Raw genomic sequence first — 15616 nt, forward strand, 5'->3', positions numbered from 1 at the left:
TAATTATTGAATATCATATATGTATTCTAGAATGAACATCCCAGCTATAGTATTTGAAATCTATCCATTTACTATAGGTCATATCGGGATGTTTTTTTTGTCCATTTTTAAACAAGTAACATAAGAGGCAATCCCTTTTGTTTACTCACCAACCATCAAAAATTTACTCATTCTAACAAAATGGTAACTGACGATCTAACAAATTAACATTTTAAAATAATTTTCAATAGCTTATATTTAGTCATATGAACAAGCAGATGGAAAACCGTTATTCAAAGTAATGAAAGCGATATCCAATATCTTTGTTGTTGAACAAATAAATGTGAAGGGGGTGGGTGGACAGCTGGATCATAAGCTCGGGTATTAATAATAGTTAAATGGATACTAACAATAAAATGGGAATCACTATAATTATCGAGGAAATGAGGTTAACAGAATGGCAAACAAATTAAGACCACCTGCAGTACCGTTGGCAACCATTGATCCATATTTTAGTATTTGGTCAAACGCCAATCAATTACATGCAGCAGAAACAATTCATTGGACCGGGGCAACCCATGGCATGGTAGGGTTGGCTGTGATTGACGGAAAGGTATGGCGGTTTATGGGGGGATATGATCGCCGTAGTGATTTTAAATCACTGAATGCTCCGGCCATGCAGCAGACGGATCTGACGATTAAGCCGCTGTCTAGTATTTATACATTTGAAGCAGGCGGAATCACGCTCACTGTTAATTTTACAACACCATTGTTGTTAGATGACCTTGATGTGATGGCCAGACCTACTTCTTATATTACGGTGAAGGCTTGTTCAAACGATGGTGAAAATCATCATGTGAATATTTACTACGACATTACGAGTGAACTTGCAGTAGATGTTCCAATTCAGGAAGTAGTGACTTCAAGAAATCGACTGGAGGATGGAAGTCAGCTTCTTCAAGTAGGTACGGAAAAACAAGAAGTTTTAAAACGTAAGGGTGATATGATTCGTGTGGATTGGGGATATGCAACCCTTGTTATACCAGATGGTACAGCAGCTACAACTGCTATTGGATCCGTAGACATACGTGATCAATTTATCGAATGGAAAACATTACCTGAAACAGATGACCAACATTTTCCTCGAGCGGTTGATCATGATATGCCTATACTTGCTAGTGTACTAGATTATGGGGAAGTAGGGGTTAAAGAAGTCTCAAATTATTTGATAGTGGCTTATGATGATGTGTATGCCATTGAGTATTTTAACAAACACTTGCCAGGTTATTGGGCAAGAAATGGGCAAAGCTTTGAAGATGTTGTGCTCGCATCTATTCGTGAATATTCAGTAATTACGGAAAAATGTAATCGCTTTAATAATGAAATGATTGCTAATGCTAAAGAAGCAGGAGGTGAGAAATATGCGGATATTCTAGCATTATCCTATCGTCAAGCAATTGCGGCCCACAAATTAGTTGCAGATGAAAATGGAGAGATACTATTTTTATCAAAAGAAAATAATAGTAATGGCTGTTTAGCGACGGTTGATGTGAGTTATCCATCAATGCCACTATTTCTCCTATACAATACGGAATTAGTCAGAGGGATGTTAAGACCAATTTTTCAATATGCAGATTCAAAAGCTTGGCCGTATGAATTTGCCCCTCATGATATTGGCAGATATCCAGTTGCAGAAGGTCAGGCATATGGAATGGAACTAAAAAGGCAAATGCCAATAGAAGAATGTGGAAATATGTTGATTATGACTGCGGCAGTATGTTGGGCAGAACAAAGTACGAGTTTTGCTTCTGATTACTGGGGGTTATTGCAGCAATGGGCCAATTATTTAATAGAATATGGAATGGATCCTGGTAATCAGTTATGTACGGATGATTTTGGCGGACATCTGGCACATAATGCGAACCTTTCCATTAAAGCCATTATTGGAATTGCCAGCTATGGATTCTTATCAGGTTGGATGGGCAATGAGGAAGGAGTGGAATATCTTCAAAAGGCAAAAGAAATGGCTAGTCAATGGGAATCAATGGCCCGAGATGACGACCATTATCGTCTTACATTTGATACACCAGGTACATGGAGCTTGAAGTACAATTTGGTTTGGGATAACCTATTTCAATTAAATTTATTTTCAGAAGACTTGAAAAAGAAAGAGGTTGCTTGGTATTTGCGTAAAAGTAATCCATACGGAACGCCATTAGACAATCGAAAGACATATACCAAGGCGGACTGGCTAATATGGGCAGCAACACTGGCCGAGGAAAAAACAGATTTTCAACAATTAATCAATCCTATTTGGGATTTTCTAAATGAAACAGATTCACGAGTGCCGTTCACAGATTGGTACTATACCATCGATGGCAGAATTGCTGGATTTAAAAATCGATCTGTTGTAGGGGGATTGTTCATTAAGTTGTTGGCTGACCGTATGGATGAGCCGAAGTGAAGTGATCTTTATACCTTGTAACAGGTATGAGCATACAGCATGAGATGTAAAAATTAGAAAGTTGATAGTGATTTAGAAATATTTAGGGGGTGATTTTCTTTTAAGAATTTTATTTATCAGTGTTTCTATTAAATGTCGAGAAGTTATTATCGAAAAAGACAGAAATACCATGGAGGAAAAAATATGAAAAAAAGTATTGGACTTATGTGTATGTTTATTTTGGGCGTTTTGATTATGATTGGCTGCTCGAAACAAACCAATGAAGAGCAAAGTGAAAGTACCCCTGAAACACTTAATGAAGAAGGATTTCCCATTGTCGATGAAGAGATCAGTCTAGAGTTTTTTGCGAGACGTTCCCCACAGAATGGACCTTATGAAGATATGTTGGTTTTTCAAGAGTATGCAGATATGACCAATATCAAGGTGGAATGGGATGATGTTCCGCAAGATAATTTTGATGAGAGAAAAAGCTTGGAGTTAGCTTCTGGTGAGCTACCTGATGTTTTCTATAAGGCAAGTCTTTCCCAAACGCAAGCAGTGGAATATGGTTCATCCGGGATATTCATCGCACTGGAGGATTTAATCGATGAATATGCGCCAAATTTAACCGCTCTTTTTGAACAGTATCCAGAAATCAAATCATCTATTACTGCACCAGACGGTCATATCTATGCCTTACCTGCCATTATAGAATTGGATGCTGCCCGTAATGAGAAATTTTGGGTTAATAAAGACTGGTTAGATACATTAGGTCTGGACGAACCTACCACCGCTGATGAACTGATTGAAGTGCTCACCGCTTTTAAAAATGACGATCCGAATGGGAATGGTGAGCAGGATGAAATACCATTAACGGAAAGAAATTTATATTCATTAATCAACACCATAGGCGGTTCATGGGGATTGTTACATCAAATGGGTAATACGATTAATATTGAAAACGATGAAGTGCAATTTTGGAAAACCAGTGATAGATATAAAGAATTGCTACAGTTTTTAAATCAGCTATACAGCGAAGGGTTATTAGATCGGGAAGTATTGACGCATAACCAAGCCGATTATATGGGGAAAGTAGCTGCTGGTAAAATTGGTATGTCTCATATACAAGCAAATGATTTGAATGATCAAGCGAAAGAGTGGGAGTATATAGGGATTTCACCAGTGAAAGGACCCCACGGAGACCAAATACAGCCTTCTGGACCAATTGCTAGAGATTTCGGTACCTTTGCCATTACATCCAATAATGAGCATCCTGCTGCAACTATTAGATGGTTAGATTATTTCTTTAGTGAAGAAGGTTCGATTATGTTTAGGTATGGAATTGAGGACGAAACATTTTATTACGATGAAGAAGGTCTTCCTGAATATAGTGATGAAATTTATGATGACCCACGTGGTTATGGTGTAGCTATTGGTGATTTCACTCCATATCCAGGCGGGGGCGCTCCTCAATATATTACAGAATACAATGCTTCCGGGATTAATCCGCCAGCTGTACAAGAAGCTCAGAAACAACTGGATGATTATTTGCCGGAGATTATCTACGGACCTCCGTTGTTTGATGTAGACACGGCAGAAGAAGTGGAACAGATTCGTCAAGATATGGATGCCTACTATAATGAAAGTACTGCTAAGTTTATTAATGGTGATATGAGTTTTGATCAGTGGGATGATTATGTATCAACGATTGAAAATATGGGTCTGTCTCGATTAATTGAAATTTATCAAGAGGCTTATGATACGCAATATAAAGATTAATTCTTGTCGTTAGGCACATGTTCATTTGTGCCTAATGATTCCCTTTTAATGATGAAGTGGAGAGGGCGTGCTATGTATGAGTAAAACAAAAACGGAAATGGAAGGGCTTAATTATCAGGTTAAACCTGCATCCAAAGCAAAGAGAACGTGGATGGGTATTGCTAAGCGGTACGATTTATATTTAATGCTCCTGCTGCCATTAACATGGTATATTGTGTTTCAATATGTACCAATGTACGGCTTACAGATTGCCTTTAAAGATTTTAATCCTGCTTTTGGTTTCTTGGGAAGTGAATGGGTCGGTTTGGAACACTTTATTCGATTTTTTGATTCTTATTACTTTGGCAGAATTATTTGGAATACGATATCGATTAGTTTATTATCCTTACTTTTTGCTTTTCCCATTCCAATTATGCTTGCGTTGTTAGTCAATGAAATTAGTAGTAATAAGTTAAAAAAAGTAGTTCAAAATGTTACATATGTCCCTCATTTTATATCTGTAGTAGTTATTGTAGGAATGCTAAATCTATTTCTTGATCCTAATGGTGGTTTTATCAATACCATCCTTAATTCTCTGGGAATTGAACCGATTGCATTTATGGAAAGACCTGAGTGGTTTAAATCGGTACTAATCAGTTCTGGTATTTGGCAAAGTGCAGGCTGGCAATCGATTATTTATATTGCTGCCTTAAGTGGGATTGATCCTCAATTATATGAGGCGGCCAAAATAGATGGAGCTAGCAGGCTGCAAAGAATTCTACACGTATCTTTGCCAGGATTATTACCGGTGATTGTTATCTTACTCATTTTGGATATCGGTAATTTTATGAATGTCGGCTTTGAAAAAATATTGTTAATGCAGAACAATTTGAACATGGAAGCTAGTGATGTGATCCAGACATTTGTATATAGAAGCGGGATTCTTAATGGTAATTACAGTTATAGTGCAGCTATTGGTTTATTTAATTCTATTATTAATTTTGCGCTGTTAATCTTGATTAATCATGTAGCAAAGAAAAAAGCTGAGACTAGTCTTTGGTAAGGAGATTTAATTTTATTTGACAGGAAGGGGGAAAGGGAGATGAGAGGAAACTCCCGAAAAATTTCAGATGATAAATGGTTTGATATAGCTGTAGTTATTATATCTGCCATTATTTTGATCATTGTACTTTATCCATTAATCTTTGTTGTCAGTGCGTCATTTAGCAATCCTGAAAAAGTGATGAATGGTGAGATGTGGCTGTTTCCTGTGGATTTTTCACTAGATGCGTATACGGAAATTCTGAAAAATGGAGAGGTGTGGAATGGGTATAAAAATACGATTATCTACACAGTCGGTGGAACGTTTATTAATATTGTATTAACAACATTGGCAGCTTATCCACTTTCAAGACGCGATTTACCAGGAAGAAACCTCTTTATGTTTATTATTACATTTACGATGTTCTTTAGTGGGGGATTAATTCCAACCTTTTTAATCGTACAAGAATTGGGACTGGTGGATACGATGTGGGCGATGATGATTCCCAATGCTATAGCTACCTATAATTTAATTGTTATGCGAACCTATTTCCAATCCAGTATCCCGTGGGAAATTCAGGAATCTGCTATGATAGATGGCTGTAACAATATTCATATGCTATGGAAGATCATTTTACCATTATCTAAGCCAATATTGGCGGTAATGATCCTATTTTATGCAGTAGGTCATTGGAATGCATTCTTTAATGCACTCATCTATCTTAGAGATGATGGGCTCTATCCTTTACAGCTTGTCTTACGAGAGATTCTTTTGGTGACACAAGCAAGTGCGACAGATGGTCTTGATAGTTTTGGTTTAGGAGATAAGCTGCTTTTGGGTGAAAGTATAAAGTATGCCTTAATCATCGTTGCTAGTTTACCAGTATTAATTATGTATCCCTTTGTTCAAAAGCATTTTGTGAAAGGGGTTATGATTGGCTCGATTAAGGGGTAAGTAGAGAGTAGTATCAGATTTGTACATTGAAAAACAATTATTATAGGAGTGTGAGTTTGTGATGGAAAATACATTTCAAAACCCATTATTAGATCATTTAGGAGCGGACCCTTGGGTATGGAAGGACAAGGATGTCTATTATTTTATGGTGACAAGGAGAACCAAGATTGAATTATGGAAATCAACAACATTAAGTGGAATTGCACAGGGAGACCATAAAACGATTTGGACTGCACCGGAAAAAGGAATTAATTGTGCCAATATTTGGGCACCTGAGATTCATAAGATAAATGATGTTTGGTATGTGTATTTTACTGCCAATGATGGTGAAGGTGGGGACCAAACAAGAAAAGTGTTTGTTCTGGAGAATACTTCTGATCCATTTACTGGAGAATGGAGGGAAAAGGGCTTTGTCAATACTGATCACCCCGGTTTGGATGGTACTGTTTTTGAACATCAGCATAAATGGTATTTTATTTATGCTGGGTATGGTAATTTTCCAGATTACGGATCTGCATTATATATTTCTGAAATGGAAAATCCCTGGACATTAAAGGGAGCAGAAGTATTGCTATCAAAGCCAGAATTTGATTGGGAAAAACAAGGTGGAATGGCTATTAACGAAGGACCGGTGTTATTAAAGCGGAATAATCAATTATTTATGATATATTCTGCCAGTACTACCTGGTCTGATGATTATTGTCTAGGTATGTTAACTGCATCGATGGAATTAGATCTATTAAATCCACACTCATGGGCAAAATCTGACCAGCCTGTATTTAAGAAAAGTGAAGAAAATCAAGTGTTTGCTCCAGGACATAATGGCTTTACGCAGTCTCCTGATGGAACCGAGGATTGGATTATTTATCATGCTATCTCGGAATCAGATGGTGGAGCTCAAAAACGAAGTACTCGTATCCAAAAATTCACGTGGAATGCAGATGGGTCTCCTAATTTTGGCATTCCTGTAGCCACTGAAATTCCTATTGCTGTACCGTCCGGGGAGTGAGGTAACCTGAGATAGAGGTAATATAGTAAGCGTCGTCTTATTCCACACGCCATTCGATAAATTATTTCTGGATATATGATGAAGGAATATTCTGAAAAAAGGTCAAAGAGGTGGTAGAAATGAAACCAAATATTTTATGGATATGTACGGATCAACAACGTTTTGATTCATTAGGGTGTTACGGAAATGAATTTGTCAAAACCCCTCATATAGATCGACTGGCTGAAAGGGGGGTACTATTTGAAAATTGCTATAGTCAGAGTACTGTATGTACGCCAAGTCGTGCCAGCTTTCTTACTGGTCGTTATCCGCGAACGAATCGCTGCCGTCAAAATGGCCAAGCGATTTCAAATGATGAAGTATTAGTTACGAAATTGCTAGCAGATGCAGGGTATAAGTGTGGTTTATCAGGAAAACTGCATATTTCACCTTGTCATCCGTCGGTAGCACCAGAGGAAGAAGCTAGGATTGATGACGGGTATTCGCAGTTTCATTGGTCGCATCACCCACAGCCAGATTGGCCTACTAATGAATATACACAATGGCTTCAGGAAAAAGGAAAGGAATTTAAACCGCAATCATTAGAAACATGTTCATATGTTCAATATGGGCCTGAGGTGGAGGATCATCAAACCACGTGGTGTGCAGAAAAAGCTATTCAATTTATGGAAGCGAATAAAAACGCTGATAAACCATGGCTATTTTCTGTTAATTTTTTTGATCCACATCACCCATTCAATCCACCCAAACAGTATCTACAGCGTTACCTTGATCGATTGCAGGAGCTTCCATTACGAAACTATACGAAAAATGAGCTTGACCATAAGCCCATCTATCAACAAGTTGACCATGAAGGTGCCTATGGAATGAAAGGGCATCTAGCTTATTCTGAAATGAACGAGCATGATCATCGCATGCTTCGGGCTGCTTATTGGGCGATGATTGATTTAATTGATGACCAGGTAGGCCGAATGATAGCAGCATTAGAAGAGACAGGACAAATAGATAACACGATGATTATTTTTATGTCTGACCACGGTGAATTATTGGGCGATCATGGTATCTATTTAAAAGGGCCTCATTTTTATGAAGGATCTGTAAAAGTTCCATTCCTTGTTTCCTGGCCTGCAAAAATAAGAGAAGGTCAAAAAATCGATCATTTGATTGAACTGGTGGATCTTGCTCCTACATTATTAGAAGCAGCAAGTGAGCCAATATATGAGGGTATGCAAGGACAATCGTTATGGCCTGTGCTCGTAAAAGAAGATCTAGCTTATTCCTATCGCAATGATGTCTATTGTGAATACTACAACGTAAATTTGAAAGATAAAAAAAACATAACTCATGCAACCATGGTAAGGAATGAAGATTATAAGCTGGTCTCATATCACGGTGACAAAACAGGTGAATTGTATCATTTGAAGGATGATCCAAATGAAGTGGAAAACATTTGGGATCACTCTGCTTATCAAACAATAAAGATGACGCTATTCCAACGCTTATGTGATCGAATGGCAGAAACAGCCGATCCGCTACCATTAAGACAATCACCGTGGTAAATGGATATCTTCTATCGTTATAGTGCGCGTTCAAAAAGCCTGATGAAAAGGACCAAGAAGTTCAAGGCGGTGCAGTTTTGAGTACCGGAACGTATGCTTTTCATACGTGAGGAACAGACTCACGCAGGATGTGTTGACTGCTGCGTTGCCTACAGGACGTGGGCGGTCTTAGTAGAAGTTCCTATATCGCCAACGCAGAAATTCGATGCGTCATTTTTATTGGGCTTTTTGAACAACTTCTTATAACCTATTTTCTCTTCATAAGGTTTCACAATTTCCCTATCCATCATATATTACTATATCTTATCATTGGTGGTGTGCTTTTTATGATGCAGATTAGTTTATGTATGATTGTAAAAAATGAAGAGGAAGTATTGCGGCAATGCTTAGACAGTGTGGCGCCAATTTGTGATGAAGTGATTATCGTGGATACCGGTTCTACGGACAAAACAAAGGAAATTGCGCAGGATTTCACCGAGCAGGTTATTGATTTTGAATGGATCGATGATTTTTCAGCGGCAAGAAACTTTGCATTCAGCCAGGCTCATGGTGATTATATTCTTTGGCTTGATGCTGATGATATGTTAGAAAAGGAAGATCAAGAAAAATTAAGACAATTAAAAGCAGAACTAGATGGGACAGAAGATGCTGTTTCGATGCTATATCATATTGCTTTTGATGAATACAACACCCCAACCTTTAGTTATCGCAGAAACAGACTGGTCAAACGAGAAAAGAATTTTCAATGGATAGGCCCGGTCCATGAATATCTCGAGGTATATGGACATATTATTTCATCCGATATTGCTGTTGCTCACCGTAAGTCCGATAAAACGAAAGATTCTGTGCCAAAAGATCGTAATTTAAAGATATATGAAAAACGACTAAAGCAAGGAGAGAAATTTAGTCCGCGCGATTTATTTTATTACGCAAATGAACTGAAGGATCATCGTTTATTTCAAAAGGCTGCCATCTATTATCGTGAATTCCTGGCAACGAAAAAGGGATGGATCGAGGATGAGATCCGCGCCTGTATTAACATGGCCGCCTGTTACCGGAGTCTAGGTAATCCAGAAAAAGAGATTGAGTCATTAGTGATGTCGATCACCTATGATGTGCCGCGGCCAGAGGTCTCTTGCCGTATTGGAGATTTGTATAAAGAAAAAAACAAATTTGAAAAGGCGATTATTTGGTATCGATTAGCCGTAGATGTTGATATCAGCGACAGTCAAGGGTTTTACCAACAAAGTTATGCAACATGGTATCCACACCTGCAATTATGCGTGTGTTATTGGCAAATTGGTGATCAGGATCGTGCCATAGAGCATAATAGCAAGGCGAAAACGTATCGGCCCCAAGATACACAAGTGCTATATAATGAGAAATTTTTCAAAGAATATGCGAAGAAGAATCAATAGGCCGCAGCCCTTTTCGCTATAGCAGAAAAGGGTTCCTTTCTGTGGATGATCATATTATAAAAAAGGTGGTGATGGCATGAGGAAGGTATTGTATATTGGCTGGATCGGTTATCACAACTTAGGTGACGATCTCTTGTGGCATGCCTTTCAAACATTGCAAGAGAAGTATCTGGCACCAGAAAAAATGACCGTTGTACCGGCTTTCCCAACGGTTAATATTAATCAGTTGGAACCGTATGACACAATCGTTTTAGGTGGAGGCTCCTTGATTGCACCAAGCTATATATCTGTTTTATATAAGGCAGTGAAACAGGGGAAAAACATTATCATATGGGGAAGTGGTATCGATCGTATTACGGAAACGCAGCTCGACCAGCTTCGAAAAGGAGAAAACATACCGTCTATTTCGCGTTTTCGTGGAGAAGAGGTTCCCATGCTGAAGGAGGTATTGCATGCCGCCACATTTGCAGGAGTCAGAGGTCCCTATACCAAAAAGGTATTGGAGACGTTAACGGGTATAGAGACGATTCCTGTAATTGGTGATCCTGGTGTTTTATTGCAAGTAGAGAATCCTAAGAAACTCCATTCGAAAACCATTGGGATTAACTGGGGTACGACCAATAATCAGCTGTATGGAGGTAATGAAAAAGCATTAGAGGATCAGCTTGTTCTTGTTTCCCAACAATTAATTGCTGCAGGCTATCAGATTTTTATTTATGCGGTATGGGATCAAGACTTTGCAGCCTGCCGACGTTTGCAGAAGAAAATCGACCGAGAAGATGCCGTTTTTTTTGAAAAGAAACGGTATAGTGAACAAGAATTAATGAGCGAACTATCCGGTTGTCAGCTAACGATTAATTTTAAATTGCATCCGAATCTACTATCTTTTGCTGCAGGTACACCGGCTATTGCACTAGGCTATCGCTTTAAAGTCTTTGATATGTATGCCTCATTTGGTTTAGAAAACTTAGTTCTTTCTACTGCTAATGCCAATATCGCTCAAGATCTTATTCCATTAGTCACGAAAGTCACACAACGGCGGGAGACATATATCAAGACTTATCAAGATAAACAAGCTTACTATCAACCAAAGATTGAACAGGTATTTAAGGAGAAAATGATATAATCGCTAAATAAATAAAAAAGTATAGAATTCTGAGTATGATAGGATGTGGACCGATTTTGATCTTGAACGAATGGTGGTACCGATAAGATAGATGATGTAAAGTATCTAGTTCCATTATTCCATGTAGTAAAGTTGATTGTTTGTCTGTGCTAGGAAACGCTCCGGAAATAGGTTCCGCTTTCCGCGAGCTTGGCTCAGCCTCCTCGTCAGCAAAGATCGCTTCCTGCGGGGTCTTCACACTGCGCTTTTCTCGCAGGAGTCTCCACCTATTTCCTCCGCTAGGTAGTAGGACTACAATCGAATGACTGCTAGGATGTAGCATTCTAGGCACCATCACCATGCTAGATAAATTTGTTGAGAGAATGATGCGATCATACATTGTGGTTTTTATAAATGAAAGAACCATTTTGTAGCGTGATCCATGACATATCCGAAAAATAAGTTGACGATTTTCTCCTTTTGCTACAATACTGTCTAGGTACCTAGAACCCTTCATTCTAGCAGTAACAACCATTGTTGTACTCCAAACTAGCGGAGGGAATATGCGGAGACTCCTATGGGACTAGGACGAGCTGAAGATCCACTAAAAAGTGCTTTTCTTTTTAGTTAGCTGAAGCCGGCCCCATGGAAAGCGTAGCCTATTCCCGCAGCGCTTGCTTTGCACAGATAAAACGATCAAACTTACCACTCCAGAAAGTGGGTTACTTTACATAATCCATCTTATCGGCAGTTCTGTGGCTACTTTTAGTTATTCGTAAAGGACCGGACGAATTTTGCCCGGTTTTTCTTATTTGATCATCAGCTGTTCACCTGGATAAATCAAATCAGGGTTTTCAAAATCATTCGTTTGTTCGAGTGTCGTCCATAAATAATTGTAACGTAATCCAATTTCAAACAGGGTTTCGCCTGGTTTGACGGTATGAACTAAGTCATCGTCAGCAGACTCCGTATTTGCAACATCACTCCCTACAGTAAATGAGGCGACCGTTCCCGTGACTTCATAGCTGACTAGGAGCGTTGCTTCGCCGTTAGGGCTTCTGTCTGCTGGAACAAATGTTAGTCCTTCAGGTGCAATATCACTTGTTTTACCCGTACCATCTATATCACGTGTGGAGAAATACGCTTCATAGCTGGCATTTGCTGGATTGGTAATATCATAGACAAACAAACCACCATCCCGTTCAAGCGCAATAAAAGCATACGTTTTCCCATCTACTTCCACAAGTTCGACGGTTTCTGGTTCGGGACCTTTGTTATCACTGCGGTCATCGAATGCGTCTTCCTCATGGTCACTATTAAATAAATCCGGGTTGATTTCCGCTATTTTTTGTTCGAATGCATCACCACTATCAAAAACAAGTTCCATCGTATCGGCATCGAAAATCGAAAAGGAACGTCCGCCAAACGCGTAAAGAGCTTCATAGTGGCCTTCCTCATTCGTTGGTGCAGAAGTGGTTACGTTCAAACGTCCCAGGTTTTCATCAGCGAATAGATCGTCTGCAACGAGTTGATCTAATTCTTCTTGCGTGTATCCTGAAAATAAATCTGCATGAAAGGTTACATTATCTTCAAGCTCGGCTGCACGCGCTTCTTCTGAAAAACGATCATAGTCTTGTGCGTCCCCTTCATTCGGGGTAATAATATATGTTTTTCCATTCGTTTCATAGAGTGTTATCGCATCTGGCTGGTGGATTCCTAATACGGGCCAGTTCTGGATATTTATTTTACCGTCTTCATTAGAAGCGTCCATTCCATTTCCGTGTTCTGAATGATCCTTATAACCAAGCGATTGTACACTTGTAAAAGTATTATCCTCTAAATCAAGAGTTGCTATTGCATTATTTTCCTGCAAGACCACATAAGCTAGGGAGCTGTCTTCTTTTATAGCAATATATTCTGGTTCCAGATCTTCTGGATAGCTTGCCTCAGGGTGGACTTTGCGTACGTCAGCATCAACGATTTCATCCGAAAATCCAGCCGTAGCGATATCTGTCTCCTCTATGCCTTGGCTAATATTAATAATCGAAACGGATCCTTCCGGGTTTACACTATAGTCTTCGTTTGGTTCCCCTTCATTGGCAACCAGTAATTGTTCTCCATCTGGTGTAAATGTAACCATGTCTGGCAGGGCGCCAACTTCAACTGTTGCAAGATGATCACCAGCACTTGTTAGAAAAAGGACATGACCAGGATCTGTTTTCGGATCGGCTACTATAGCTACTGCAATGATATCTTCGTTTGGATGGACCGCAATACTTGTTAAATCAGAAACATTCGACAAAGAAGGATCCAAATCTTCCATTAGTAATCGTTCTTTAAGAGGAATATCCGTAAAAGGCTGATCGTCTATTAATGATTCTCCATCTAAAATATCGATGGATTGTTCATCGCCATTAACAGAAAATATTTGATGGCTTCTTTCATCGTAAGCCACAATTTCTGCTCCTCCAGCTCCATACTCGGCGCCACTTATGTATCGTCCGGTTAGTTCGATGGGTAAACTTTCTTTCGTTGCTCCATTGTAAAGTGAGAGATCGGTCAATGCTTCGTTTGAAGAATTATCACTCGCCATTGAAGTTAGTGGTGAAACTGCTAGGGTAGTGATGGTGATGAATAAATAGAATAATGTTTTTTTCATTTCCGTTTTCACCTCTTTGTTAATTGCTACACTAATCATAGCATTGGAATAATAAATGGCTGTAAAATCTGGGTTAATTTTTTGTAAAGGTTAATCCAAGGATTGCGATTATTTTGTAAAACGCTTACAATTATATGATATAAAGAAAACTAAAAAAGGATAAATGTTTTATCATGAAAAGGAGTAGAGAGCTGTGATTTATCGCAAAAGGACCTATAAAATAAACGCTGATAAATATGAATCTTTTAATAATTATTTTCATTCCTATTTGTTACCTAATCAGATGAAAAATGGAGCGAAATTAGTTGGCAGATGGACAAATATTGAAAAAAAAAGTAGAAGCGATATGGGAATATAAAGATATGGATGATTATTATGCTATTCAACAAAAGGTAAAAGACGATCCTCTTTTTCAACTAGCTCAGAAAAACAAGCATTCCATTGATCAAGTCATACTAGAAAAAAAGGAAGAATTTTTACATTCTACAGGTGATTATTTTGATAGTAAGTATTCTCTTGCAGCCTGTGGATGGATTGAAAATAAACAAGGGGAAGTATTACTAGTAAAAACGGAATGGAGATCGGATACGTATGAAATGCCAGGCGGTATAGTAGAGGAGGGGGAAAGTATAGACGAAGCCTGTAAGAGGGAAATAAAAGAAGAAACAGGTGTTGAGGTAACGTTAAGTGGGATTACTGGTGTCTATACTAATGAAACCAAAAGGCATATAGTATTCGTTTTTGCGGGCCAATATCTAGATGGACAATTAAGTACTCAATCAAATGAGATACAAGATTGTGGATTCTTCACAATCAGTAAAAACAATATGTGTCAGTATGTAACAAGAGGCAATTTCCAGAGTAGAATGTTGGATGCGATGTCCTCTTCTTCTATTCCTTTAGAGCATTTTACAGTAAGACCATATACAGTTATAAGTAGAGTGGAATAAGCTTTTATAGGTGAAAATGACTAAGGAGATAAATGAAATTGAAAATACTTGTAGGACAACCAAAACAAGAAAATAGTCTGAATCAATTGAAGGAAGAACTGGATACCTTACCAAATGTAGATATTTTGTTATTTCCAGAAGGTTACCTTCAGGATAAAGATTTATTAGAAGAGATCAGTAATCTTGCGGTAAGAACAGAAACGATAATTATTACGGGATATAAAGATAATCAAAATAAAGACCGTGGTTTGATTATTGACAACAATGGAAAAAAAGTACTTGATCGAGCTAAAACACCAATACATAAGAATAATCTTTTAGAACCTATAGTAGTGCAGACAAGTAAGGGTACTATCGGTTATATTCTTTGTATGGAAATATTAAAAGGAGTGGAAGGGTTTGCTGGGGATTGTTTCATTGATTTTATTGCTCATCCTATCGGAACGGGGATGTTTAGTGAAAATCAATTTAATGACTGGATTGATTATGCAAAGAAAACGGCTATTAAGCATAATTGTTACATAATTGGAACCAGTCATGCCGACGGTTCATTTAGAAACTGTGGGATTTCCATACCAATTGCTTATTGTATAAATAAAAATGGGGAAGCACTTTTTATTTCTAAGTCAGATACTAGTACCAGATTGATTGATTTAGAAATAAATGAAGTTATTAAAATTGGCAAATAAGAAATCAATCCTAGTACGTCTACAGCATGTACAGTCATATATTATTTGAAT

At 38.3% G+C, this 15616-nt stretch carries 11 protein-coding genes; 10 read left to right on the forward strand and 1 reads right to left on the reverse strand.

Going from position 1 to position 15616, the window contains the following annotated elements; genetic code table 11:
• Positions 1–436: 436 nt before the first annotated feature.
• The 8 genes from E0E32_RS00950 (at position 437) to E0E32_RS00985 (ending at position 11288) form a co-directional block, all read left to right on the forward strand.
• Positions 437–2443: a glutaminase family protein gene (locus E0E32_RS00950; protein ID WP_130858687.1), complete on the forward strand. Its 2007-nt coding sequence runs from the start codon at positions 437–439 to the stop codon at positions 2441–2443.
• 183 nt (positions 2444–2626) lie between these two features.
• Positions 2627–4201 carry an extracellular solute-binding protein gene (locus tag E0E32_RS00955; RefSeq protein WP_066186807.1) on the forward strand — a complete coding sequence of 525 codons (1575 nt, stop codon included), beginning with the start codon at positions 2627–2629 and terminating at the stop codon, positions 4199–4201.
• A gap of 97 nt (positions 4202–4298) precedes the next feature.
• Positions 4299–5243: an ABC transporter permease gene (locus tag E0E32_RS00960; RefSeq protein ID WP_066187375.1), complete on the forward strand. Its 945-nt coding sequence runs from the start codon at positions 4299–4301 to the stop codon at positions 5241–5243.
• Positions 5244–5282: 39 nt separating this feature from the next.
• Positions 5283–6176 (forward strand): carbohydrate ABC transporter permease, encoded by an 894-nt coding sequence (locus tag E0E32_RS00965; protein ID WP_066186809.1) that lies wholly within the window; start codon positions 5283–5285, stop codon positions 6174–6176.
• A gap of 61 nt (positions 6177–6237) precedes the next feature.
• On the forward strand, positions 6238–7185 hold the full coding sequence (locus E0E32_RS00970) for a glycoside hydrolase family 43 protein (protein WP_130858835.1): 948 nt from the start codon (positions 6238–6240) through the stop codon (positions 7183–7185).
• A gap of 119 nt (positions 7186–7304) precedes the next feature.
• Complete coding sequence (locus E0E32_RS00975; protein ID WP_130858689.1) at positions 7305–8744, forward strand: sulfatase family protein; 1440 nt, start codon at positions 7305–7307, stop codon at positions 8742–8744.
• 326 nt (positions 8745–9070) lie between these two features.
• Positions 9071–10162 (forward strand): glycosyltransferase, encoded by a 1092-nt coding sequence (locus E0E32_RS00980; protein ID WP_130858690.1) that lies wholly within the window; start codon positions 9071–9073, stop codon positions 10160–10162.
• Positions 10163–10238: 76 nt separating this feature from the next.
• Positions 10239–11288 (forward strand): polysaccharide pyruvyl transferase family protein, encoded by a 1050-nt coding sequence (locus tag E0E32_RS00985; protein ID WP_130858691.1) that lies wholly within the window; start codon positions 10239–10241, stop codon positions 11286–11288.
• Between the two features lie 787 nt (positions 11289–12075).
• Here E0E32_RS00985 and E0E32_RS00990 read toward each other — a convergent pair.
• Positions 12076–13926 carry a choice-of-anchor I family protein gene (locus E0E32_RS00990; RefSeq protein WP_165444913.1) on the reverse strand — a complete coding sequence of 617 codons (1851 nt, stop codon included), beginning with the start codon at positions 13924–13926 and terminating at the stop codon, positions 12076–12078.
• A 305-nt stretch (positions 13927–14231) separates the two neighbouring features.
• Here E0E32_RS00990 and E0E32_RS00995 point away from each other — a divergent pair, with 305 nt between their 5' ends.
• A complete protein-coding gene (locus E0E32_RS00995) occupies positions 14232–14876 on the forward strand; it encodes an NUDIX hydrolase (RefSeq protein ID WP_130858693.1) in 645 nt (214 codons plus the stop codon).
• 38 nt (positions 14877–14914) lie between these two features.
• Positions 14915–15565 carry a hypothetical protein gene (locus tag E0E32_RS01000; protein ID WP_130858694.1) on the forward strand — a complete coding sequence of 217 codons (651 nt, stop codon included), beginning with the start codon at positions 14915–14917 and terminating at the stop codon, positions 15563–15565.
• Positions 15566–15616: the final 51 nt, after the last annotated feature.

It is taken from the genome of Gracilibacillus phocaeensis, assembly GCF_900626275.1.
Lineage (GTDB): Bacteria > Bacillota > Bacilli > Bacillales > Amphibacillaceae > Gracilibacillus > Gracilibacillus timonensis.